The sequence below is a fragment of the Acidimicrobiia bacterium genome (genome assembly GCA_036271555.1).
Taxonomy (GTDB): Bacteria; Actinomycetota; Acidimicrobiia; order IMCC26256; family PALSA-610; genus DATBAK01.
Window position 1 is genome coordinate 1 of the sequence record DATBAK010000015.1, and the last position, 22563, is coordinate 22563.

The following is a 22563-nucleotide window of genomic DNA, read 5'->3' on the forward strand; positions in this document are numbered from 1 at the left end:
CCCCACACCTAGCGCCCAACGTTTACAGCGTGGACTACCAGGGTATCTAATCCTGTTCGCTCCCCACGCTTTCGCTCCTCAGCGTCAGTATCGGCCCAGAGACCCGCCTTCGCCACCGGTGTTCCTCCTGATATCTGCGCATTTCACCGCTACACCAGGAATTCCAGTCTCCCCTGCCGAACTCCAGTGATGCCCGTATCGACCGCACGCGCACAGTTAAGCTGTACGTTTTCACGATCGACGTGACACACCGCCTACGAGCTCTTTACGCCCAATAATTCCGGACAACGCTTGCGCCCTACGTATTACCGCGGCTGCTGGCACGTAGTTAGCCGGCGCTTCTTCTGCAGGTACCGTCAGTTTCGTCCCTGCTGAAAGCGGTTTACAACCCGAAGGCCTTCATCCCGCACGCGGCGTCGCTGCTTCAGGCTTTCGCCCATTGAGCAAGATTCCCTACTGCTGCCTCCCGTAGGAGTCTGGGCCGTGTCTCAGTCCCAGTGTGGCTGGTCGTCCTCTCAGACCAGCTACCCGTCGTCGCCTTGGTGGGCCGTTACCCCACCAACAAGCTGATAGGCCGCGAGCCCATCCCGAAGCGGAATCCATTTCCTCATCCGACCATGCGATCAGAAGAGGGCATCCGGTATTAGCACCGGTTTCCCGGTGTTATCCCAGTCTTCGGGGCAGGTTGCTCACGTGTTACGCACCCGTTCGCCACTTTCCACCGGGGCAAGCCCCGGCTTCACGTTCGACTTGCATGTATTAAGCGCGCCGCCAGCGTTCGTCCTGAGCCAGGATCAAACTCTCCGTCAAGATCTAGAAGCGCCGGCGCTCGGCGAACCGAGGACGGCACCTTCGATCTGTTCAGAGTCACCCTCCGGGAACTGAACCCTTCGGGTGACTTTCCATCTCGACCTGAGGTCGAGATGGCAACACGAGGTGGTGATGATCGCTCATCACCAGCACTGGCTTTTGGCTTCACTGCTCTGTTGTCAAGGTGCGGTTCCCGACAGGCGCGCACTGAGTACGAGCACATCGGCGACACGCAGCTCGGAACCGTTACTGCTGGAACGTGCTCGCGCACGCAAGTCCCGAGCTGGTGGTGTCAAAACCCCCCGCCCGCGGCCTCTGCAGGCCGCCGGAGAGGCGACTGATCATCCTATGGACCCCCGGAGGGGCTGTCAAACCGTGGGCGCCATGATCCGGATCCACTTGCGCTTGCCGACCTGGATCTGCGTCCCCCACCACGCCGACGCCGGTTTCACTACGTCCTCGGCAACGGCGCCGGCGTCGACCCGGACCGCGCCATCACGGATCATACGGGCTGCTTCCCGCTTGGAACCAACCAGGCCGGACTCGTGGAGCACGCGGCTCAGCCGGACCTCGCCGTCGTCGGCGAGCTCGTACCCGGCGATCTCGGTGGGCGCCTTGCCCTCGATGAACACACGGTCGAAGTCGGCCTGCGCCTGCTCCCCCGTGCCGGGCCCGTGGTACAGGTCGGCGACGGTGCGGCCGAGCAGGCGCTTGGCGTCGCGCGGCGAGCGCGCGCCCGACGCGAGCTCGGCGATCGTCTCGTCGATGCGGGCCTGGGGCCACGCCGTCGCGTACTCCAGGTACGTGGGGATGAGCGCGTCCGGGATCGACATGAGCTTCCCGAACTGCTCGGCCGGGGGTTCGGTGAGCCCGACGAAGTTGCCCAGCGACTTCGACATCTTCGGGCCGCCCGAGAGCCCTTCGAGCAACGGCGTCGTGATGACGACCTGCGGCTCCCGGCCCTCCTGCTGCTGGAGCTGGCGGCCGACGAGGAGGTTGAACAGCTGGTCGGTGCCGCCTAGCTCGACGTCGGCGTCGACCATCACCGAGTCCCAGCCCTGGAACAGCGGATAGAGGAACTCGGTCAGCGAGATGGCCTCGCCCGAGGAGTAGCGCTTGGCGAAGTCGTCGCGCTCGAGCATGCGGGCGACGGTCGTGCGGGCCGTCAGCCGCAGGATGTCCTCGACCTCCATGCGGTCGAGCCACTCGGAGTTGCGGCGGACCTCGAGCCGGGCGGGGTCGGGATCGAGGATGCGCGTGAGCTGCGCGAGGTACGTGTCGGCGGCCGCGTCGATCTGCTCGCGCGACAGACGCGGACGGGTGGCCGACCGGCCCGAGGGATCACCGACGCGAGCCGTGAAGTCGCCCAGGATGAGGACGGCGAGGTGGCCGGCGTCCTGGAAGCGCCGGAGCGTGCGGAGGACGACGGCGTGACCGATGTGGAGGTCGGAGGCGGTCGGGTCGAGCCCCAGCTTGACCCGCAGGCGCTTCCCCGAGGCGAGCTTGGCGGTCAGCTCCCCGGGCGAGATGACGTCGATCGCGCCCTGGGTGAGCGCGGCGATCCGCTCCTGGTCGCCCGGCATGGGCGCAGGCTAGCCCTGGCCTCGCACTGATGTTGCTCCTGAGCGACAATGGTGCCGATGTGACTGGTGTGACTGTCGACGGCAGCGCGGGAGTGGCGAACCGGTCCCGGTCTCGGGGTCGGGGTCGTCGGCGCGCGCTCCCGATCGGGCTCGCGATCGCGCTGCTCGTCGCGACCGCGGCCTGCAGCTACACCGCCGACCTCTCGAAGCTGACCTCGGCGGTCCCCGACCAGTCGTCGGTCGTCCTCGCCGCCGACGGCAGCGTGCTCGCGCGGCTCGACGCCGGGATCCACCGCACCGACGTTCCCTTGAGCAAGGTGTCGCCGAACCTGCAGCACGCGGTCATCGCGATCGAGGACCACCGCTTCTACGAGCACCCCGGCGTCGACGTCCACGCGATGCTGCGCGCGCTCCGCACCGACATCGACAAGGGCGAGATCGCGCAGGGCGGCTCGACCATCACGCAGCAGTACGTCCGCAACGTGATGCTGAACGATCAGAAGACCGTGCACCGCAAGCTGCGCGAGGTCACGCTCGCGGTGCAGCTCGAGCGGAAGTTCACGAAGCACCAGATCCTCGAGCACTACCTCAACCTCGTCTACTTCGGCAGCGGCTCCTACGGCGTGCAGAGCGCGGCGGAGCGCTACTTCGGAGTGCCCGCGAGCAACCTCACGCTGACCCAGGGCGCGCTCATCGCCGGTCTGATCCAGGCACCGGAGGGCTACAACCCGTTCGTCGTGCCGCAGGCCGCACTCACGCGCCGCAACGTCGTGCTCGACAAGATGGCCGAGTACGGATACGCGACGAAGGCCGTCGTCGCCAAGGCGAAGACCGAGCCCCTCGGGCTGCACCCGCAGCCCGCCGACGACGAGATGCGCGCGCCGTACTTCGTGGCCGAGGTCGAGCAGTTCGTGCTGAGCCACAAGCAGTTCGGCGCGACGATCGACGCGCGCCGTCACCTCCTCTACACGGGCGGGCTCGTGATCCGAACGACGCTCGATCCCGCGCGCCAACAGGAAGCCGAGAGCGCGCTGAACCACGTGCTCGTCGATCCCGCGCAGGACCCGTCGGGCGCGCTCGTTTCGATCGACCCGCGCAACGGCCACGTCGAGGCGTACGTCGGCGGCCGGGACTTCTACGGCTCCGAGCCGTACGCGCAGTTCGACCTCGCGGGTCAGGGTCAGCGCCAGGCCGGCTCCGCGTTCAAGCCGTTCGTGCTCGCGGCCGCGCTCGAGGACGACGTCCCGCTCACGCGCACCTACGCGGCGCCGAAGACGCTCACGATCACCTCGCCGGGGCAGGAGCCGTGGGTGCTGCACAACTACGACGGCACCGGCGGCGGCCACATGAACCTCGTCGACGCGACCGTGCACTCGGTCAACACCGTCTACGCGCAGCTCATCGAGGACATCGGACCGCAGCGCGTCGTCGACCTCGCGTCGCACGTCGGCATCCGCTCGCCGCTCACGCCCTACCTCTCGACGGCGATCGGATCGAACGCGGTAACGGTGCTCGACATGGCGTCGGCGTACACGAGCTTCGCGGCCGACGGGATCCACAACGACCCGGTGTTCGTCACGAGCGTGGTCGCGCCGAACGGAAACGTGCTCTACCGCTCGCAAACGGACTCGCAGCGCGTGCTGCCGACGTCGATCGCGCGCGAGGTCAACGGCGTGATGCAACAGGTCGTGACGCGCGGCACCGGCATCAACGCGCGCATCGGACGTCCGGTCGCGGGCAAGACCGGTACCGGCGAGAACTGGAAGGACGCGTGGTTCGTCGGCTCGACCCCACAGCTGACGACCGCGGTGTGGGTCGGGTACCCGCAGAAGGAACTGTCGATGGTGCCGCCCCGCACCCGCGAGAAGGTCACCGGCGGTACGTGGCCCGCGCAGATCTGGGGGCTCTACGAAGGCGCCGCGCTCGCAGAGGTTCCGATCGCGCAGTTCCCGACTCCCGATGTCGGCACCGTCACGACCGAGCCCCCGAGCCCGCCGGTCGCCGATGTCGTCGGCATGCCGTTCAACCAGGCGCAGCAGGTGCTCACCGACACCGGCTACCGCGTCGCCCGGGTCGACGTCGCGAGCCGGCAGTACCCGCCGGGCGTCGTCGTCGCGCAGGACCCCGTCGGTCACACCGCGTCGACGCGAGGCGCGCTCGTGACGCTCAAGGTCGCGAACGGACCACCGCAGACGGTCACGGTGCCGACCGTGCTCGGACTGCTCGGCGACCAAGCGAGCGCGACGATCGGCGCGCATCTCCTGCACGCGCGGATCATCGTGCAGGCCGCGCCCCCGCCGAACCCCGCGTCGCTCGCGGGGCGGGTCTGGAAGCAGTCGCCCGTCGGCAATTCCGAGGTCGACGCCTACGGCACCGTGACCATCTGGGTCAACCCGTCGTAGTCACGGTTTGTCATGGTCATGGTCGCGCTCGCTTCGCTCGCCGCTCCGGGACGCGGGACGGGAGCGAGCCCGGGCCGGCCGGCTCGCTTCGCTCGGTGCCTCTGTCGGGCTCGCAGGCGTCGCCCTCCTCGGCGCCTCACCTGACGGCTCGGACGGGCCGCGAAACCGACCCGTCCGTTCCTGCGGGAACGATGCACTCCGCAACTCAACGCGACACGTTCGGGTCGCCGGTGACGAAGTAACGCCAGGGGAACTGCTCGCCCTTGCCGACGGAGAGGCCGATGCGCGTCGAGACTCCGGGGCGCGCCGGTGGTTCGAGCCCGTCGTCGACGATGCGGAGCGGACCGCGGACGAGGTCGTCACCGTCGAACGTGCGGTCGAGGCCGAACGACTGCGCGAGGCGCGCGGGACCCGAGCAGAGATCGCGGTCGCGCCGCGCCGCGGGACGGCGCGCGCGCATCAGGTCGAGCCCCGCGATGGGCACGCCGGCGCGCAGCAAGACCGCGTGCGGCACGCGGCCCGGACCGCACACCGCGTTCGCGCACCAGTGCATGCCGTACGTGAAATAGACGTACAGGTGACCGGGCGGACCGAACATCGTCGCGTTGCGCGCGGTCGGGCCGCGGTACGCGTGACTGCCGGGATCGTCCGAGCCGCAGTACGCCTCGACCTCGACGATGCGCGCCGCGACCCGGGCCGCACCGCGACCGGTGACGAGCAGCTTGTTGAGCAGCTCGGGTGCGACCGTGCGCGCGTCCCGGTCGTAGAACGCTCGCGGGAGCGCGCGCGTCACGACGCGAGCCAGGCCCGCTCCTCGACGAGGCATTGCTGCGCGAGCGCGACCTGCGCGACGACGGCCTTCGGACCCGCGCCACCGGGAGTGAGCCGGCGCTGCACCCCCGCGCCCGGTGCGAGGAGCGTGAGCGCCTCCGGACCGAGCCGGGGATCGGTGGCGACGAGCTCCTCGAACGGAACCCCCCGCTCGATCGACTGGCGCACGAGCGTGCCGACCGCCGCGTGCGCCTCGCGGAACGGCATGCCCCCGCTCACGAGGTGCTCGGCGAGATCGGTCGCCGCGGTCATCGAGCTGTCGGCGGCCTCGGCCATGCGCTCGTCGACGAACACGACCGCGTCGTAGAGACCGCTGAGCGCGAGCAACGACAGCGCGCAGGTGTCGAGCGCGTCGAACAACGGCTCCTTGTCCTCCTGCAGATCGCGGTTGTACGCGAGCGGCAGACCCTTCAGCGTCGTGAGGAACCCGACGAGGTCACCGATGACCCGCCCGGCCTTGCCGCGTGCGAGCTCCGCGATGTCGGGGTTCTTCTTCTGCGGGAGCATCGACGAGCCCGTCGAGTACGCGTCGGGCAGGCGGATGAAGCCGAACTCGTCGGTCGCCCACAGCACGATCTCCTCACCCATGCGCGACAAGTGAGTCTGCGTGAGCGCAATCACGAACAGCGCCTCGGCGACGAAGTCGCGATCCGACACGGCGTCGAGCGAGTTCTCGAACGGCCGCGCGAACCCGAGGTCCGCCGCGACGTCGGCCGGCGCGAGCGGGAGGCTCGAGCCCGCGAGCGCGCCCGCACCGAGCGGCGATACCGACGCGCGTTCGAGCGCATCGCGCCAGCGGTCGACGTCGCGCGCCAGCGCCCAGAAGTGCGCGAGCAGATGGTGCGAGAGCATGACCGGCTGCGCGCGCTGCATGTGCGTGTAACCCGGCAGGTACGTGTCGCCCGCTTCCTCGGCCCGGCGGAGCAGGACGTCCTGGAGCGCCACGATCCGCTCGACCTGCTCGCGACCCACGCGGCGCAGGAAGAGGCGGAGGTCGAGGGCGACCTGGTCGTTGCGGCTGCGACCGGTGTGGAGCTTCGCGCCCGCCGAGCCCGCCATCTCGGTGACGCGGCGCTCGATCGCGGTGTGAATGTCCTCGTCGGTCGGCGCGAACGCAAATGCACCCGAGGCGAGCTCGGACGCGACCGCGTCGAGCGCGCGTTGGATCGCGTCGTGCTCTTCGGCGTCGAGCAGGCCGACACGGTGGAGCATCGCGACGTGCGCGCGCGAACCCCGCAGGTCGTCGGACGCGAGGCGGATGTCGAACGGGAGACTGACGGTGAACGCGAGGAGCTCGTCGCTGGGCGCCTCTGCGAACCGTCCGTGCCAGAGCGTGCGTCCGTCGGCGGCTTCGGTGGGACCCATCACGACGCCCCAGGTCCCTGGCGACGCGACCACGTCTCGACCGACAGCCCCCAGAGCCGCACGAACCCGGCCGAGTCCTCGTGGCGGAAGGAGTCCTCCGCGTCGTACGTCGCGAGATCGTGGTCGTAGAGACTGCGCGGTGCGCGCCGGCCGACCGCGTCGCAGCGCCCGGCCTCCAGTCGCAGCCGCACCTCGCCGGTCACGTGCTCCTGTGTCGAGACCATGAACGCGTCGAGCGCACGCATGAGCGGCGAGTGCCACAGGCCGTCGTAGATCAGCTCCGCGACACGAATCTCGAGCCGTTGCTTCTCGCGCGCGACGTCGCGCTCGAGCGTGATGCCCTCGAGGTCGCGGTGCGCGGCGATCAGCGCGATCGCGGCCGGACATTCGTACACCTCGCGGCTCTTGATGCCGACCCGCCGGTTCTCGACCATGTCGATGCGACCGAAGCCGTACGCGCCGACCCTCGGACCGAGGCGGCCGATCAGCTCGACGAAGTCGACGCGATCGCCGTCGATCGCGACGGGCACGCCTCTTTCGAACTGCAGCACGACCTCCGCGGGCGTCGACGGCGCGTCGCGCACGTGCGCGGTCATCGTGTACGGCTCTTCGGGCGCGTTCGACCAAGGGTTCTCGATCACACCGCACTCGATCGCGCGTCCCCACATGTTCTCGTCGATCGAGTAGAGCTTCTCCTTCGTGGCCGAGATCGGGATGTCCCACTTCTCGGCGAGGTCGATGCATTCGGCGCGCGTCAGGCCCCACACGCGGGCGGGCGCGAGCACGTCGAGGTCGGGCGCGAGCGCGCGCGTCGAGACCTCGAAGCGCACCTGGTCGTTGCCCTTGCCCGTGCAGCCGTGCCCGACCGCGTCGGCGCCGTGGCGACGCGCGGAGGCGACGAGGTGCTCGACGATCACCGGCCGCGACAGCGCGGACACGAGCGGGTACTTGCCCTCGTACAGCGCGTTGGCGCGCAACGCGGGCATGAGGAAGTGGTCGGCGAAGTCGGCGCGTGCGTCGATGACCTCGACCTCGACCGCGCCCGCGGCCTCGGCGCGCTCACGGATCACCGCTTCCTCGCCTGCGACGAGCTGGCCGACGTCGACCGCGCACGCGACGACCTCGACGCCCCACTCCTCACGCAGCCAGCGCACCGCGACCGAGGTGTCGAGCCCACCCGAGTACGCCAACACGACTCGCTTCGCCACGAACGTTCCTTCCTAGAGGCCGGCGAGGCCGGCGAGCTTGGCGGCCACGCTCGCGCCGCTGACGGTCTCCGCGCACACGAGCAGGACGGTGTCGTCGCCGGCCACGGTGCCGAGCACACCCGCGACCCCGCCGCGGTCGATCGCGGAGCCGACGACGTGCGCGCTGCCCGGTGGCGTTCGCAGCACGACGAGGTTCTGGCTGTGCGCGACCTCGACGACGAACTCCCCCATCAGCCGGCGCAGATGGTCGTCGGAGCCGCTGAGGCGCTCCTTGGTGTACTCGGGAATCGCGTACGCCATCGCGCCGCCGGGGATGCGGACCTTCACTGCGCCGAGCTCTTCGAGGTCGCGGCTCACCGTGGCCTGTGTCGCGACGACGCCGTCGGATTCGAGCAGCGCGACGAGCTGCGCCTGGCTCGACACCGGCTGCTCCTCGAGGACCCGCAGGATCCGGTGCTGTCGCTGTGGTTTGCCGAGTGTCGCCACGCTCACCCCTCCTCGAGCAGGTCGACGAGCGCGGCGCGCGCCACGTGCAACCGGTTCGCCGCCTGCTCCCACACCAGCGACGCGGGTCCGTCGATCACGCTCGCGGCGACCTCTTCGCCGCGGTGCGCGGGCAGGCAGTGCAGGAAGCACGCGCCGGGATCGGCGACCGCGAGCATCGCGTCGTCGATCGTGTAGCCCGCAAAGCTCGCGAGGCGCGCGGCGCGCTCGTCCTCCTGCCCCATCGACGTCCACACGTCGGTGTAGAGCGCGTCGGCACCGCGCGCGGCGTCGTACGGGTCGCTGACCTGCTCGACGCTTCCGCCGAGGTTGCGCGCGCCCTCGATGATCGGGTCGGGCAACTCGAAGCCACTCGGCGACGCGATGACGAGCTCGAGCCCGCTCAGCGCGGCCGCGTAGGCGAGCGACGCGGCGACGTTGTTGCCGTCGCCGATGTACGCGAGGCGCCGGCCCTCGACCGAGCCGAACCGGTCGCGCAACGTGAGCAGGTCGGCGAGCGCCTGGAGCGGATGCGCGCGATCGGACAGCAGGTTCACGATCGGTACGTCGACTGCATCCGTCATCTCGACGAGCGACAGGTGATCGAACACGCGCGCCGCGATCACGCACGTGAAGCCGGCGAGCGTGCGCGCGACATCGGCGACGCTCTCACGCGTACCCATGCCGACCTCGACGCCCTGGAGCACGACCGCGTGGCCGCCGAGCGCGACGACGGCCATCTCGAACGACGTTCGGGTGCGGGCAGACGGCTTCTCGAACACGGCCGCGACACCGCGCCCGGTGAGGGGCTTGGGGATCGAGGCCGGGTCCTTCCGACCGCGCTCGGCTTCGTCGAGGATGCGCGTGAGCCGCGCCGGGTCGAGGTCGTCGATCTCGAGCAGGCTGCGGGTCACGAGGCCGCTCCGCTCGCCGCGAGGACGCCCGCCAGGAGCGTGACCGCTTCATCGATCTCGGCGTCGGAGACGGTGAGCGGCGGTGCGAATCGCAACGCCGTCGGCGTCACCGCGTTGACGACGAGGCCCGAGTCGAGACACGCACGCGTGATCGCGGCCGCGTCCAAGCCGTCGACGAGCTCCGCGGCGATCAACAGCCCGAGCCCGCGCACCGCGCGCACCTGCGGCAGCGCGTCGAGCGCGCGCATCAACCGCTCTCCCGCGCGCGCCGCCAGCGCGGGCGCGTCGATCGCGAGCATCTCATCGAGCACCGCTCGCGCCGCGCTCGTCGCGAGCGGCTGGCCACCGAAGGTCGTCGCGTGATCCCCGGGTGCGAACGCGGACGCGACCTCGGCGCGAGCCCAGCACGCGCCGATCGGTACGCCGTTCCCAAGCGCCTTCGCCATGGTGACGATGTCGGGCGCGATGTCGGCGTGCTCGAACCCGAACCAACGGCCGGTGCGACCGAGACCGGTCTGCACCTCGTCGACGATCAGCAACGCCTCGCGCTCGTCGCACAGCCGGCGCACCGCGCGCAGGTACTCGGGCGACGCGGGCTGAACCCCGCCTTCGCCCTGCACTGCTTCGAGCAGCACCGCGCAGACGCGGCCGTCGAGCGCACCCGCGAGCGCGTCGAGGTCGTCGAAGAGCACCTGGCGGAAGCCGTCGGGCAGGGGCTGGAACGTCTCCTGCTTCTGCGGCTGCCCGGTCGCCGCGAGCGTCGTGAGCGTGCGTCCGTGGAACGATCCGTACGCGGAGACGACGTGGTAGCGATCCCGTCCACCGTGCTGTTGGCCGTAGCGGCGCGCGAGCTTGATCGCGCACTCGTTGGCCTCGGCTCCGCTGTTCGCGAAGAAGACGCGGCCACCGCCGCCGAGGAGCCGGTCGAGCGTCGCCGCGACCGGCGCCTGGTGCTCGGTGTGGAAGAGGTTCGAGGTGTGGAGCAACGTCGCCGCCTGCTCCGCGATCGCAGCCGCGACCGCAGGATGCGCGTGCCCGAGCGACGTGACCGCGAGACCGGACAGGAAGTCGAGGTAGCGGCGACCCTCGGCGTCGAACAGCTCGGTGCCCGAGCCCCGCACGAACTCGACCGGGAACCGGCCGTACGTGCCCATCACGTGCTCCGCGTCGAGCGCGATGAGGTCCATCGTCACGGTCACGGCGTCACCATCGTTCCCACTCCTTCACGCGTGAAGAGCTCCAGCAGCAGCGCGTGGGGCAGCCGCCCGTCGAGCACGTGGGCCCGTGCGACACCATCGCGCAACGCGGCGATGCACGACTCGATCTTCGGGATCATCCCACTCGACACCGCGCCGCTCGCGAGCAACGCCTCGAGCCCCGCGAGGTCGACACGGGACACCAACGAGTCCTCGTCCGGCCAGCGCGCGTAGAGCCCCGCAACGTCGGTGAGGTACACGAGCTTCTCCGCACCGAGCGCAGCGGCGATCGCGGCCGCAACCGTGTCGGCGTTCACGTTGTACGCCTGACCCGCGTCGTCGACGCCGACCGTCGCGATCACCGGGATGAGCTCCTCCTTCAGGAGCCGCACGACGATCGACGGGTCGACCACGTCGACCTCGCCGACGAAGCCGAGTGCGGGATCGCGAGGGATCACGCGCAGCAGTCCGGCGTCCTCACCGGAGAGGCCGACCGCGTACGGGCCGTGCCGGTTCATCGCGGCGACGATCTCGCGGTTGACCTTGCCGACGAGGGCCATCCGCACGATGTCGACGGTCTCCGCGTCGGTCACCCTGCGGCCGTCGACGAACTCCGGCTCCTTGCCGAGCCGGCGCATGAGGTCGGTGATCTGCGGACCGCCACCGTGGACCACGACGGGCTGCATGCCGATGAGTCGCATGAGCACGACGTCGGCCGCGAACAGCGCCGCGAGCTCCGGGTTCTCCATGGCGTGCCCGCCGTACTTGACGACGATGATCCGCCCGGCGAACTCGCGGATGTACGGCAGCGCGTCGGCGAGGATCGCGGCCTTGGCCCCGGCGTCGGCAAGTCGTTCCTGGGCAACGCTTCGCGTCGCGCTCACGACGTCCTCATGTTCTCGGCGATGTACGCCGGCGACAGGTCGGTGGTGAGGATCGTGGCCTCGCCGTGCCCGAGGTGCAGCTCGGAGTGGACGGTGACGTCGTGCGCTTCCATCGCTCCTGCGAGCTTCGCGACGTCGTGCTCGCACGCGATGCCGTCGCGGCAGACGGTGACCTCGCCGTACGAGATGTCGACGCGCTCGGGATCGCAGTGCGCGCCGCTGGCTCCGATCTCCGACAGCACGCGACCCCAGTACGGATCGTTTCCGTGCAGTGAGCACTGGACGAGCTGCGACGCGGCAATCGCGCGCGCCGCGATCAGCGCGTCGGCGTCCGATCGCGCGCCGGTCACGACGATGCGGACGAACTTGTTCGCGCCCTCGGCGTCGCGCGCCATCTGCTCCGCGAGCGACGAGCAGACCTCGGCCATCGCGTCGGTGAGCGCGCGCACGTCGTCGCGACTTTCGAGGGGCGCGCCGCCGGCCCGTCCCGACGCGAGCACCGCGACCGTGTCGTTCGTGCTCCGGCAGCCGTCGACGCAGAGCCGGTCGAAGCTCAGCGCGACCGCATCGGCGAGCGCGCGCCGCAACACCGGCGGCTCGACCGGTGCGTCGGTCGTCAGCACCGCGAGCATCGTCGCCATCGCCGGCGACAGCATCGCCGCGCCCTTGGCCATACCGCCGACGGTGCCGCGCGCGAACGCGGCGACCGCTTCCTTGCGCACGGTGTCGGTCGTGAGCATCGCGGTCGCGGCCTGCGCGGCGCCCTCCGCGCCGGCGCGCAGCGCGCCCGCGACCTTCGGAACGCCGATCTCGACGACGTCCATCGGCATCGGGATCCCGATGAGACCGGTCGAGCACACGAGCACGTCGCCCGTCGCGATCCCGAGCGCCTCGCCGGTGAGCTCGCACATGCGGCGCGCGTTGGCGCGGCCGGCCTCACCCGTGGCGGCGTTCGCGTTGCCGCTCGAGAGGATGATTGCGGCCGCACGGCCGTCGCTCAGGTGCTCACGCGAGACCTGTACCGGCGCCGCGCACGCGAGGTTCGTGGTGAACACGGCCGCCGCGGCAACCGGCTCGTGATCGGCCGTCGCGACGATCGCGACGTCGGGCGCGCCGCTCTCCTTGATGCCGATCGCGCCACCACCGGCGACGAAGCCCTCGGCCGCGGTGATGCTCACGGGAACAGTCCGACGGTCGGGAGGCCGAGCGTCTCCGGCAGGCCGAGCAGCAGGTTGGCGTTCTGGATCGCCTGGCCCGACGCGCCCTTCACGAGGTTGTCCTCCGCCGCGATGGCGACGACCGTGCCCGTGCGCTCGTCGAACCGCACGGTGACGTGCACCGAGTTCGAGCCGGTCGTCGCCTTCGTGTGCGGCGACTCGTCGACCACTTGCACGAACGGCTCCGACGCGTAGGCATCGCGGTAATGGTCGAGCAGCCGCGGCGTCGAGAGGCCGCCCTGCGCCGGGCGCGCGTAACAGGTTGCGAGAATGCCGCGCGTCATCGGGACGAGGTGCGGAGTGAACAGCAGCGAGACCGGCGCACCGTGCGCGCGCGTCAGCGTCTCCTGCATCTCCGCGGTGTGGAAGTGGGTGAGGAGTCCGTACGCGGTGAAGTCCTCGTCGACCTCGCTGAAGAGGTTCGTCGCCTTCAGCTTGCGGCCCGCGCCGGACACACCCGATGCCGCGTCGGCGACGATGCCGTGCGGCTCCACCAACCCGCTCGCGAGCAGCGGCGCGAGCGCGAGGCTCACCGCGGTCGCGTAGCAACCGGGATTCGCCGCGTGCGCGCGGGTCGTGATCTCCGGCCGGTTCAGCTCGACGAGGCCGTACGCGAACTCGTCGAGCAGCTCGGGTGCGGTGTGCGGTGAGCCGTGCCACTGCTCGTAGACCGCGGCCGGCACGCGGAAGTCGGCGCCGAGGTCGACGACGTGCGGCACCTGCGCCAGCACCGCGGCCGCGACCCGCTGCGACTCACCGTGCGGCAGCGCGAGGAACACGACGTCGAGGCCCGCGAGGTCGACGGGCGCGAACGGCGCGAGCTCCAGGCCGCCGTAGGCCGCGGCCAGCGACGGGAACAGCTCGGTGACGGAACGACCGGCGTTCGAGTCGGCCGTGACGTGCACCGCGTCGATCTCGGGGTGGCCGACGAGCAGCCGCAGCAACTCGACCCCGGTGTAGCCCGAGGCCCCGACGACCCCCGCTCTATACGCCATGCTGCATATCATACAGTCGAGCGCATAGGAGCGCCATCAGTGCCGCCGGGTGCGAGGGTTGGTGCGATGAACGATTCGAGCCCGCCGCATCGCGCGTTCGCCGAGCTCGCGGCCGGGATGCCGTTGCCGACGTTGGCGCTCGCCGTCTCGGCGGCCGCCAACGACCGCTACTGGGACGGTGCCGGCGTCGAGCATCCACTGCGGACCGCGGGCGCGCTCTACCCGCTGATCGCGGCGAACCTCACCGTGCTCGCGTTCGGCGGGCTCTGTGCCGATCCCGTCATCCAGGCGCGCCAGCGGCTCGTGTGCCACCGCCGCGCCGACGCGCCTGCGACCTTGCACACCACCGGCGTGATCGCGGAGCGCTACGAACGCCGAGGCCGCGACTACGTCGTCGTGGACGCCACCGTCGCGCTCGACGACGGCGAACCGCTGTGGACGTCGAGCGTCGTGTTCACGCCGGCGGCCACGCTGTGAGTCGTGTCGCGCGGCGCACGCTCGTCATCACCGAGGAGCTGATCCGCCGCTACTCGCGCCGCGGCAACTACCACAGCGAGGCGGGCACCGCGGCCGAGCTCGGGCTCCCGGGGCTCGTCGCGCAGGGCACGCAGGTGACGGGTCCCGCGTACGGTCTGCTGCTCGACGAGTGGGGCGAGGACTTCCTCGCGCACGGCTCGCTCGACGTGAAGTTCGTCGGCGTCACGCTCGCCGACGACACCGTCACCGCGGTCGTGACCACCGACGGCGACGCCGCGACGATCGAGGTCCGCAACGCCACCCGCGCCGCTCCCGCCGTCGCCGGGGACGCTCGCCGTTCTTAGTGGTACTGCGTTGCCGGCATATCGCCGGGCAACGCAGTACCACTGACGCGCGTTAGGCGGGCATCCGCGCTTCGAGGGCGGCGCGCACGGGGTCGGGGATCGGGAACGGCTCGTTGAGGCCCGGCCGCACCGCGCAGTAGGTGATCGTGGCGCGGCAGACGTCGCGACCGTCGACCGACGCGCGGTACGAGACGTCGAACGACTTCGTACCGAGCCGCGCCGGCACGACCTCGACGTCGATCCAGTCGTCGAAGCCCGCGGGCCCGAGCCATTCGACGACGGCCTTCACGAGCATGACGTCGAACTCCTTGATCCAGAAGTTCGGGCCGAACCCGAGGCCCGACATGAAGCGAGTGCACGAGTCGTCGAAGTACGTGAGCCAGTGCGCATTGAAGACGACGCCCTGACCGTCGACCTCGGCGTAGCGGACGCGGATGCGGTGGACGAACGCTTCGATCGCGGCGCTCACGTTTCCCGCTCTCGGCGCCTCCGGCGCCGAGCCGCTCGGGCCCCGCTCGCTCGGCCGACGTCACCGCCGCGGTACGAGCTGCACGAGCAGCACGATCGCGAGCTCACCCGCGCAGCTCGGCGCCGTGCGCGCCGACGACCGCGTCGATCGCGGCCTGGCGCGCGGTCGCGACCTCGGCGTCGGTGAGCGTGCGGTCGGGCGAGCGGAACCGCAGTGCGAACGCGAGGCTCACGCGGCCCGCGCCGATCGCGTCGGAACGGAACGCGTCGAACACCGAAACGCTCTCGAGCAGCTCACCGCCGGCCGCGCGCAACGTCGCGAGCACCTCCGCCGCGGGTACCGACTCGGGGAGGACGAACGCGAGGTCGACCCCCGCGCTCTGGAAGCGCGACACCGGACGGGCGATCGGCTCGCGCCGGCGCGCGCCGAGCAGCGACGCGAGGTCGAGCTCGATCCCGATCGCGGCGGGCACGCCGAAGTACGCGGCCGCGTCAGCAGCGACCGCACCGACACTCCCGGCCTCGACACCGTCGACCACGACGCGCGCGCTCCGCGCCCGATCGAAACCGGCGCCGCCGCCGGCGACGAGCCGGAGGTCGGCGATCCGCAACGCGTCGGCGACCGCTTCGAGCCACGCCACCGCGTCGGCGGGCTCGAGGTCCCGGTCGGGTGCGAAGGGGCGCTCGCGCACCCTGCCGGTCGCGGCGACACCGAGCCGGTCGCGTTCGTCCGGAAGGAGCGCGCCGTCGCCGGGCGCGCCGAACACGACACCGAGCTCGAACAGCGCGGCGTCGGCGTTGGAGCGCGCGACGTTCGTACCCAGCGCCGCGAGCAGGCCGGGCAGCAGCGCGGGCCGCAGCACCGACTCCTCGGCGCGCAGCGGGTTCTCCAGCTCGACCAGCTCGGTGGCGGAGAATCCCGCGCCCTGCAAGTCGGCGGGCGCGACGAGCGGCAGCGTGAAGGCCTCGCACAGACCCGCGCCGACGAGCACGTCGGCGACGAGGCGCCGCTCGTGCTGCGCGCGGGTGAGCCGGCCCACCGTGGGGCTCGTCGGCACTGTGCGCACGATGTTGTTGAGCCCGAAGCGGCGACCGACCTCCTCGATGATGTCGATCTCGCGCTCGAGGTCGGGGCGATCGGTCGGCGCGACCGCGACGAACGTGTCGTCCGCCGGCTCGATGTCGATGGCGAGCGGCCGCAACAGATCGTGCATGACCGTGGGCGCGAGGTCGGTGCCGAGGATCGCGTTGACACGCGCGGCGCGAACCGTGATCCGCGGCCGCTCGATCGGCGTCGGGTAGCGATCGATGACGCCCACGACGGCGTGCGCGCTCGCGACCTCCTCCAGGAGCTCGATCGCACGCGCCGCGCCCGACGCGCAGCCGTTGGGATCGATGCCCCGCTCGAATCGCGCGCTCGCCTCCGATCGCAGACCGAGCCGCTTCGCGCTCGCGGAGATTCCGGACGGCGCGAAGTAGGCGGACTCGATGAGGATCTCGCGCGTCGAGTCGTCGACCTCGGAGTCGCGACCGCCCATGATCCCGGCGATCGCCTGTGGCGCGCGCTCGGCATCGCAGATCAAGAGATCGTCGGGATGGAGCGTGCGCTCGACGCCATCGAGCGTCGTCATCCGCTCCCCCGCCTTCGCGAGGCGAACGAGCAGACCCCCGCCCGCGAGGCGACCGAGATCGAACGCGTGCAGCGGCCGGCAGCGCTCGAGCATCACGTAGTTCGTGACGTCGACGACGGTGCTGATCGGCCGCATCCCTGCGAGCCGCAAACGTCGCTGCATCCACGCCGGCGATTCCCCCATCGTCACCGTCGCGCGCCGCACGACGAGGCGCGGGCAGCGATCGGCGGCTTCGACGACCGCGGTCGCTCCGTCGAGCGACTCGACCGCGTCGACGTCGGCGAACGCGGGCGCGGTGAACGGCAGCCCGAAATGCGCGGCGAGGTCGCGGGCGATGCCGACGATGCCCATCGCGTCGGGGCGGTTCGGCGTGATCTTGAGGTCGAACACGACGTCGTCGAGGCCGAGTGCTTCGCGCACGTCGGTGCCGAGCGGCGCGTCAGCGTCGATCGCGAGGATGCCCGCGTGGTCGTCGCCGAGGCCGAGCTCGCGCGCCGAGCAGAGCATCCCTTCCGACACCTCGCCGCGGATCTTGCGCCGCGTGAGCTCGATGCCGCCCGGCAGCGTGCCGCCGACGGTCGCGAGCGGCACGGTCATGCCCGCTTCGATGTTCGGCGCGCCACACACGACGCGCACGACGCCGTCGCCGGTGTCGACGTCGGCGAGGCGAAGCTTGTCGGCGTTCGGGTGGTCGAGCACCTCGACGATGCGCGCCACGATCACGCCGCCGATCTCGGCGCCGGGCGCGTCCATCTCCTCGACTTCGAGCCCGAGGTTGTCGAGCGCTTCCGCGATGACGCTCGCCGGCTCGGCGACCGGCGTGAACTCGCGGATCCAGGACAGGGGTGCGCGCATCGGGCTCAGCTCACCTCAGAACTGCGTCAGGAAGCGGACGTCGTTCTCCCAGAGCAGCGTCTGGATGTTGTCGATCTCGTGCCGCATCATCGCGATGCGGTCGATGCCGAAGCCGAACGCGAAGCCCGAGTACTCCTCGGGATCGACACCGACGTTCACGAGCACGTTGGGGTCGACGACACCGCAGCCGCCGAGCTCGATCCATCCGGTGTGCGAGCACACGCGGCAACCGGTCGTGCAGAACGGGCACGAGAACGACAGCTCGGCCGACGGCTCCGTGAACGGGAAGAACGACGGCAGGAATCGCGTGCGCACATCGTCGCCGAACAGCGCGCGGATGAACGTCTCGATCGTGCCCATGAGGTCGCCCATCGTGATGCCGCGGTCGACGACGAGCGCCTCGATCTGGTGGAAGACCGGCGAATGGCGCGCGTCGGCGGTGTCGCGGCGGTAGGTACGACCGAGGATGACCGAGTAGATCGGCAGCGGCTGCGTCTCCATCAGCCGGATCTGCATCGGCGACGTGTGCGTGCGCAGCATCACCTGCTCGGCTTCGCCGAGCTTCACGTACAACGTGTCCTGCATCGCGCGCGCGGGATGGCCGGGCGGGAAGTTCAGCGCCTCGAAGTTGTGCCAGTCGTCCTCGACCTCGGGTCCGCTGAACACGTGGTAGCCGAGGCCGACGAAGATGTCTTCGAGCTCGCGCCAGACCTGGGTGACCAGGTGGAGGTGTCCGCGGCGGTAGCCGCGGCCTCCGAGCGTGAGGTCGATCGCGGGACCGCTCGGCGCGCCCGCGCCTCCTGCGGCGAGCGCCTCGCGTCGCGCCGCGATCGCGGCCTTGATCGCCTGCTGCGCGTCGTTCACCGCGCGGCCGATGACCTTGCGCTCGTCGACCGGCGCGGTCTTGATCGCCTCGCGCACGTCGAGCAGCGCGGCGCGCTTGCCGAGGTACAGGCGCTCGATCTCGTCGAGCTGCGCGAGATCGACGGTGTCGTTCGCGGCGGCCACACCGTCGCGTCCGATCACCGTGGCGCGCTCGGAGAGCGATCCCGATTCCACCGCCGTCACGCCTGCGCCTCGTCGAGACCGCGCTGGCGCTGCGCCTCGAAACAGAGGACGGTCGCCGCCATCGCCAGGTTCAGCGATTCGGTACCGGGTGCCATCGGGATCGTGACGGTGTCGTCGACCGGCAGGCTCCCGAGCCCCTCGACCTCGTGCCCGACCACGATCGCCACGGGTCCGGTGAGATCCATCGCATCGAGCGGGGTGCCGCCGTGCGCGTTCGCCGCGATGCGGCGCAGCCCGCGCCCGCCGAGGCGATCGAGAACCTCGGGCGTCGAGCGGCCTTCGACGACGGGGACCACGAAGAGGGCACCCGCCGTTGCTCGCACCACCTTCGGATTGTAGGCGTCGACCGATCCCACACCGAGGGTGATCGCGCCCGCACCCGATGCCGCGGCGCTGCGCACGAGCGTCCCCGCGTTGCCCGGATCCGACACGCGATCGGCGACGAGCACGAAGGTCGCGCGGTCGAGCGCGTCGACCGGCGCGCGCCGCAGCGGCGCGAGCGCGAACACACCCTGCGGGGTCACGGTGTCGCCGATGCGATCCTCGACGCCGACTGCGAGCTCGCGCACCGTGATGCCGCGCGCCTCCGCGCGCACGACGACCTCGTGACCGCGCGCCGCCGCCGACGCGTACACCGTCGTGAGCGCGACGTCGTGATCGAGCGCGGCCGCGAGGACGCGCGGACCTTCGATCACGAACTCGCGGCACACCTCACGTTCGTGGCGCGAACGCAGGAGCTTCCGCAGTGCTCGAACCTCGGCATGGCTCGCGCCGAGCGGGCTCAAGCCGCGTCGAGCGCCTCGCGTGCGGTCGAGACGAGGGCGCCGAAGGTCACGGGCTCGCGCACGGCGAGGTCGGCGAGCACCTTGCGGTCGACGTCGACGTCGGCGGCCTTCAGACCGGCGATGAAGCGCGAGTACGAGATGTCGTTCTCGCGGCACGCGGCGTTGATCCGCACGATCCAGAGCCGGCGGAACTCGCCCTTGCGCGCCCGCCGGTCGCGGTACGCGTACCGCAGCGAGTGCATCACCTGCTCGTTCGCGGTGCGCAGGTGACGGCTACGGGCGCCGGTGTAGCCCTTCGCCGCCTCGAGAGTCTTGCGGCGACTCTTCTTGCCGTTGACGGAACGCTTCACGCGGGCCATGACTGTCTCCTACCGTCCCAGCATCTTCTTGACGTGCCGCGCGTCGCCGCCGGTCACCTCGGCCAGACGGCCGAGCCTGCGGGTCCGCTTCGTCGGCTTGTGCTCGAGCAGGTGGTCACGGAACGCCTTGCGACGCCGGATCTTGCCGGTGCCGGTCACCGTGAAGCGCTTGGCGGCGCCGCGGTGCGTCTTCATCTTGGGCATGGTCGTCTCTCTCGCGTTCGGCGCCGTCGAGCGGTCGCCGGGGTCACCGGATCGGGGTGGGTCAGGCGCTCTCGGCGGCCGCCGCGGGTTCCGCCTTCGCCTTGGTGGGCTTGGCGGGCTTGCGCAGCGGGTTGAGCACCATCGTCATGTTGCGGCCGTCCTGTCGGGGCGCCGACTCGATCGTCGCGAACTCGGTCACCATCTCCGCGACCCGCTCGAGGATCTTGCGCCCGATCTCCGGGTGCGCCATCTCGCGGCCCCGGAACATGATCGTGAGCTTGACCTTCGAACCCTCGCCGAGAAAGCGCTCGACGTGCTTCATCTTGGTCTCGAAGTCGTGGCCGTCGATCTTCGGCCGGAACTTCATCTCCTTGATGACGACGTTCGTCGCCCGCTTGCGCGATTCCTTGCGCCGCTGGTCCTGCTCGTACTTGAACTTGCCGAAGTCCATGAGCCGGCACACCGGAGGATCGGCGTTGGCGGCAACCTCGACGAGATCGAAGCCCTGCTCTCGAGCCATCGAGAGCGCTTCGGGCAGGGGTTTCACGCCGTACTGCTCGCCGGTGGCCCCGATGAGGCGGACCTGGCGGGCACGGATACGGTCGTTGATGCGGGCGTCGTCTGCGGCCAGAGTGGCATCTCCTCTTGTCGTTCGACCCGACGCGAACGGCGACGGGCTCGAGGAAGCCCGCCGCCGGGACCGCGCACCGGCGCGGCATCGGAACCGGACCCGGACACAGGCGAGGTCACCAGCAGGTGACATCGATCCGGCCGGGTGGGGATCCGGAGATGACGCTTCCGGTTCCCGCTTCCCATTCAATTTCCCTGGAAGGATACCAGCGTGAGCAGCATCTGGACCCCCTCCGGTGAGTACGAGCCCCACGGGGAGGACGACGGACCGCCCGCCGGCGGCGACATCTCGTCGGATCCCGCGCTCGCGGAGGGACCCGAGATCAGCGACGAGGAGCTCGACGCGCTGCGACGCGTGCACGAGCAGCTGCGGGCGACACCGGCCATCGACGTGGTGGCCAACCACGTGGTGCAGCTCTTCCAGCTCGCGCTCGTCTACCTCGGCGCGGGCGGCGCGTCCACCGGTGGCGAGGAGCCGTTCGCCGACCTCGTGCAGGCGTCGGTCGTCATCGACACGATGGCCGCGATCGTCGACGGCCTCGGCGCCCGGCTCGCGGAGCACGAGCAGACGCTGCGGGACGCGCTGAGTCAGCTCCAGATGCTGTGGGTCGAGATCGCCGATCAGTCTTGATGGTCGCACCGCTCCGCGGCGCGGGATGGGAACGAGCGAGGTCGCGCCGCTCGCTCCACTCACGCGCGCTCGCGGCTGCGTCAGGCCGGCGTGACCGCCGATGCTTCCCACCGGCCGAGGCCGGGGGTGACCGCGAACTTCACGCGCGTGCCGACGGCGATGTCGCGCGTGCCGTCGGCGATCGCGGTGCAGTGGAACGCGAAGTGCTCGCCGCCCTCGTCGACGACCACGCCGATACCGCGGTCTGCGTCGAACGCCTCGACCGCGCCGGCGCGGTCGTGTTCGGTGACTGCCGCGTTCACGCGACGATCTTGGAGATCGGCAGCTCGATGATCCCGGTCGCGCCGGCGTCCTTGAGCGCGGGGATGAGGATGTTGATCTCCGCCTTCGGCACGACGGTCTCGACCGCGTAGGCGTCGGCGCCGAACAGCTTCGACACCGTCGGCGACTTCATCGACGGCAGGATCTCGATCACCGCGTCGAGGTTCGCCTCGTCGACATTGAGCTTCACGAGCACCCGGCCGCGCGCTTCGAGCGCACCCGCGAGCAGCGTCTGGAGTTGCTCCATCGCGCGGCGCTTCTCGACGTCGGCGTACGCGAGGGGGTTGGCGATGAGCTCGGTGTACGAGACGAGGATCGTGTCGAGGATCGTGAGACCCGCGGCGCGCAGCGCGCGGCCGGTCTCGGTGATCTCCACGACCGCGTCGGCGATCTCGGGGATCTTCGCCTCCGTCGCGCCGTACGACAGCGAGACCTCCGCCTGCACGCCGTGCTTCTCGAGGAAGCGGCGGGTCAGCTCGGGATACTCGGTGTGCACGCGCACACCCACCGGCAGCGACTCGACCCGCGTCCACGGCGAGTCGCCCGCGACCGCGAGGACCATCTTGATCGGGCGGGCCGTCGCCTTCGAGTAGTGGAGCTCGGTGAGCGTCGTGACCTCGGCGCCGGTCTCCTCGATCCAGTCCCGGCCGGTGATGCCGACGTCGAAGAGCCCGTTCGCCACGTAGCGCGGGATCTCCTGCGGGCGCAGGATGCGGACGTCGACGACGCGCGGGTCGTCGATGGTGGCGCGGTAGTCGACGTCGGACGAGCGCACGACCGGGAGGTCGGCGTCCTCGAAGAGTTGGAGCGTGGCCTTCTCGAGGGAGCCCTTCGGCAGTACGAGTCGCAACATCGGCAGATGAGGCTAACCGGGCGTCCGCCCGACCATGGATCGATTCAGC

At 70.6% G+C, this 22563-nt stretch carries 23 protein-coding genes and 1 rRNA gene; 4 read left to right on the plus strand and 20 right to left on the minus strand.

All coding sequences use genetic code 11. The annotated features are described in order from the left end of the window. Together VH914_05185 and tyrS are read right to left on the minus strand one after the other, a co-directional pair. Positions 1 to 810: ribosomal RNA gene (locus VH914_05185) — 16S ribosomal RNA — on the minus strand; the annotation flags it as partial. Between the two features lie 368 nt (positions 811 to 1178). Beyond that, entirely contained in the window at positions 1179 to 2393 is a 1215-nt protein-coding gene (gene tyrS, locus VH914_05190) for a tyrosine--tRNA ligase (protein ID HEX4490584.1), read from the minus strand. Between the two features lie 59 nt (positions 2394 to 2452). Between tyrS and VH914_05195 the strand changes: the two genes are divergently transcribed. Next, positions 2453 to 4795 (plus strand): PBP1A family penicillin-binding protein, encoded by a 2343-nt coding sequence (locus VH914_05195; GenBank protein ID HEX4490585.1) that lies wholly within the window; start codon positions 2453 to 2455, stop codon positions 4793 to 4795. A gap of 205 nt (positions 4796 to 5000) precedes the next feature. On the opposite strand, the gene VH914_05200 is transcribed toward VH914_05195, so the two are convergent. Genes VH914_05200 through argC form a run of 9 tightly spaced genes read right to left on the minus strand, consistent with a single transcriptional unit; the run spans position 5001 to position 13888 of the window. Next, positions 5001 to 5588 carry a DNA-3-methyladenine glycosylase gene (locus tag VH914_05200; GenBank protein ID HEX4490586.1) on the minus strand — a complete coding sequence of 196 codons (588 nt, stop codon included), beginning with the start codon at positions 5586 to 5588 and terminating at the stop codon, positions 5001 to 5003. Then, positions 5585 to 6991, minus strand: coding sequence for an argininosuccinate lyase (gene argH / locus VH914_05205; GenBank protein ID HEX4490587.1), 1407 nt, complete (start codon positions 6989 to 6991; stop codon positions 5585 to 5587). Before argH ends, VH914_05200 begins: the two co-directional genes overlap by 4 nt. After that, positions 6991 to 8199 (minus strand): argininosuccinate synthase, encoded by a 1209-nt coding sequence (locus VH914_05210; protein HEX4490588.1) that lies wholly within the window; start codon positions 8197 to 8199, stop codon positions 6991 to 6993. The genes argH and VH914_05210 overlap by 1 nt, the downstream gene beginning before the upstream one ends. A gap of 12 nt (positions 8200 to 8211) precedes the next feature. Continuing rightward, complete coding sequence (argR, locus tag VH914_05215) at positions 8212 to 8685, minus strand: arginine repressor (protein HEX4490589.1); 474 nt, start codon at positions 8683 to 8685, stop codon at positions 8212 to 8214. A 2-nt stretch (positions 8686 to 8687) separates the two neighbouring features. Next, positions 8688 to 9596, minus strand: coding sequence for an ornithine carbamoyltransferase (gene argF / locus VH914_05220; GenBank protein ID HEX4490590.1), 909 nt, complete (start codon positions 9594 to 9596; stop codon positions 8688 to 8690). Then, positions 9593 to 10795 (minus strand): aspartate aminotransferase family protein, encoded by a 1203-nt coding sequence (locus VH914_05225; GenBank protein ID HEX4490591.1) that lies wholly within the window; start codon positions 10793 to 10795, stop codon positions 9593 to 9595. The genes argF and VH914_05225 overlap by 4 nt, the downstream gene beginning before the upstream one ends. Continuing rightward, positions 10792 to 11676, minus strand: coding sequence for an acetylglutamate kinase (argB, locus tag VH914_05230; protein HEX4490592.1), 885 nt, complete (start codon positions 11674 to 11676; stop codon positions 10792 to 10794). Before argB ends, VH914_05225 begins: the two co-directional genes overlap by 4 nt. After that, positions 11673 to 12854 carry a bifunctional glutamate N-acetyltransferase/amino-acid acetyltransferase ArgJ gene (gene argJ / locus VH914_05235; protein HEX4490593.1) on the minus strand — a complete coding sequence of 394 codons (1182 nt, stop codon included), beginning with the start codon at positions 12852 to 12854 and terminating at the stop codon, positions 11673 to 11675. Before argJ ends, argB begins: the two co-directional genes overlap by 4 nt. Beyond that, positions 12851 to 13888: an N-acetyl-gamma-glutamyl-phosphate reductase gene (gene argC / locus VH914_05240; protein ID HEX4490594.1), complete on the minus strand. Its 1038-nt coding sequence runs from the start codon at positions 13886 to 13888 to the stop codon at positions 12851 to 12853. Before argC ends, argJ begins: the two co-directional genes overlap by 4 nt. A gap of 66 nt (positions 13889 to 13954) precedes the next feature. On the opposite strand from argC, the gene VH914_05245 reads away from it, so the two are divergent. Together VH914_05245 and VH914_05250 are read left to right on the plus strand one after the other, a co-directional pair. Continuing rightward, on the plus strand, positions 13955 to 14365 hold the full coding sequence (locus VH914_05245; GenBank protein ID HEX4490595.1) for a hypothetical protein: 411 nt from the start codon (positions 13955 to 13957) through the stop codon (positions 14363 to 14365). Next, complete coding sequence (locus VH914_05250) at positions 14362 to 14709, plus strand: MaoC family dehydratase (GenBank protein HEX4490596.1); 348 nt, start codon at positions 14362 to 14364, stop codon at positions 14707 to 14709. The genes VH914_05245 and VH914_05250 overlap by 4 nt, the downstream gene beginning before the upstream one ends. 52 nt (positions 14710 to 14761) lie before the next feature. On the opposite strand, the gene VH914_05255 is transcribed toward VH914_05250, so the two are convergent. The 7 genes from VH914_05255 to infC all read right to left on the minus strand — a co-directional run bounded on the left by VH914_05255 (position 14762) and on the right by infC (position 20710). Further along, on the minus strand, positions 14762 to 15178 hold the full coding sequence (locus tag VH914_05255) for a thioesterase family protein (GenBank protein ID HEX4490597.1): 417 nt from the start codon (positions 15176 to 15178) through the stop codon (positions 14762 to 14764). Between the two features lie 103 nt (positions 15179 to 15281). Further along, positions 15282 to 17663 (minus strand): phenylalanine--tRNA ligase subunit beta, encoded by a 2382-nt coding sequence (gene pheT, locus VH914_05260; GenBank protein HEX4490598.1) that lies wholly within the window; start codon positions 17661 to 17663, stop codon positions 15282 to 15284. A gap of 15 nt (positions 17664 to 17678) precedes the next feature. Continuing rightward, a complete protein-coding gene (pheS, locus tag VH914_05265; GenBank protein HEX4490599.1) occupies positions 17679 to 18689 on the minus strand; it encodes a phenylalanine--tRNA ligase subunit alpha in 1011 nt (336 codons plus the stop codon). Between the two features lie 38 nt (positions 18690 to 18727). Further along, positions 18728 to 19516 carry an RNA methyltransferase gene (locus VH914_05270; protein ID HEX4490600.1) on the minus strand — a complete coding sequence of 263 codons (789 nt, stop codon included), beginning with the start codon at positions 19514 to 19516 and terminating at the stop codon, positions 18728 to 18730. Beyond that, positions 19513 to 19875, minus strand: a complete 363-nt coding sequence (gene rplT / locus VH914_05275) for a 50S ribosomal protein L20 (protein ID HEX4490601.1) — start codon at positions 19873 to 19875, stop codon at positions 19513 to 19515. The genes VH914_05270 and rplT overlap by 4 nt, the downstream gene beginning before the upstream one ends. A gap of 9 nt (positions 19876 to 19884) precedes the next feature. Then, positions 19885 to 20079, minus strand: a complete 195-nt coding sequence (gene rpmI, locus VH914_05280) for a 50S ribosomal protein L35 (GenBank protein HEX4490602.1) — start codon at positions 20077 to 20079, stop codon at positions 19885 to 19887. Positions 20080 to 20140: 61 nt separating this feature from the next. Further along, the gene (infC, locus tag VH914_05285) at positions 20141 to 20710 is read right to left on the minus strand and encodes a translation initiation factor IF-3 (GenBank protein HEX4490603.1); all 570 of its coding nucleotides are present in this window, start codon (positions 20708 to 20710) and stop codon (positions 20141 to 20143) included. Between the two features lie 210 nt (positions 20711 to 20920). Between infC and VH914_05290 the strand changes: the two genes are divergently transcribed. Continuing rightward, a complete protein-coding gene (locus VH914_05290; protein ID HEX4490604.1) occupies positions 20921 to 21340 on the plus strand; it encodes a hypothetical protein in 420 nt (139 codons plus the stop codon). A gap of 80 nt (positions 21341 to 21420) precedes the next feature. On the opposite strand, the gene VH914_05295 is transcribed toward VH914_05290, so the two are convergent. Beyond that, complete coding sequence (locus VH914_05295; protein ID HEX4490605.1) at positions 21421 to 21642, minus strand: cold shock domain-containing protein; 222 nt, start codon at positions 21640 to 21642, stop codon at positions 21421 to 21423. Then, entirely contained in the window at positions 21639 to 22514 is an 876-nt protein-coding gene (gene hisG / locus VH914_05300) for an ATP phosphoribosyltransferase (protein HEX4490606.1), read from the minus strand. Before hisG ends, VH914_05295 begins: the two co-directional genes overlap by 4 nt. Positions 22515 to 22563: the final 49 nt, after the last annotated feature.

What these genes read in the sequence shown, in the direction of transcription:
- tyrS (HEX4490584.1), bottom strand. Translation starts at nt 2,393, where the DNA reads ATGCCGGGCGACCAGGAGCGGATCGCCGCGCTCACCCAGGGCGCGATC.
- argH (HEX4490587.1), bottom strand. Translation starts at nt 6,991, where the DNA reads ATGGGTCCCACCGAAGCCGCCGACGGACGCACGCTCTGGCACGGACGG.
- argC (HEX4490594.1), bottom strand. Translation starts at nt 13,888, where the DNA reads ATGGCGTATAGAGCGGGGGTCGTCGGGGCCTCGGGCTACACCGGGGTC.
- VH914_05245 (HEX4490595.1), top strand. Translation starts at nt 13,955, where the DNA reads ATGAACGATTCGAGCCCGCCGCATCGCGCGTTCGCCGAGCTCGCGGCC.
- pheT (HEX4490598.1), bottom strand. Translation starts at nt 17,663, where the DNA reads ATGCGCGCACCCCTGTCCTGGATCCGCGAGTTCACGCCGGTCGCCGAG.
- rplT (HEX4490601.1), bottom strand. Translation starts at nt 19,875, where the DNA reads ATGGCCCGCGTGAAGCGTTCCGTCAACGGCAAGAAGAGTCGCCGCAAG.
- rpmI (HEX4490602.1), bottom strand. Translation starts at nt 20,079, where the DNA reads ATGCCCAAGATGAAGACGCACCGCGGCGCCGCCAAGCGCTTCACGGTG.
- hisG (HEX4490606.1), bottom strand. Translation starts at nt 22,514, where the DNA reads ATGTTGCGACTCGTACTGCCGAAGGGCTCCCTCGAGAAGGCCACGCTC.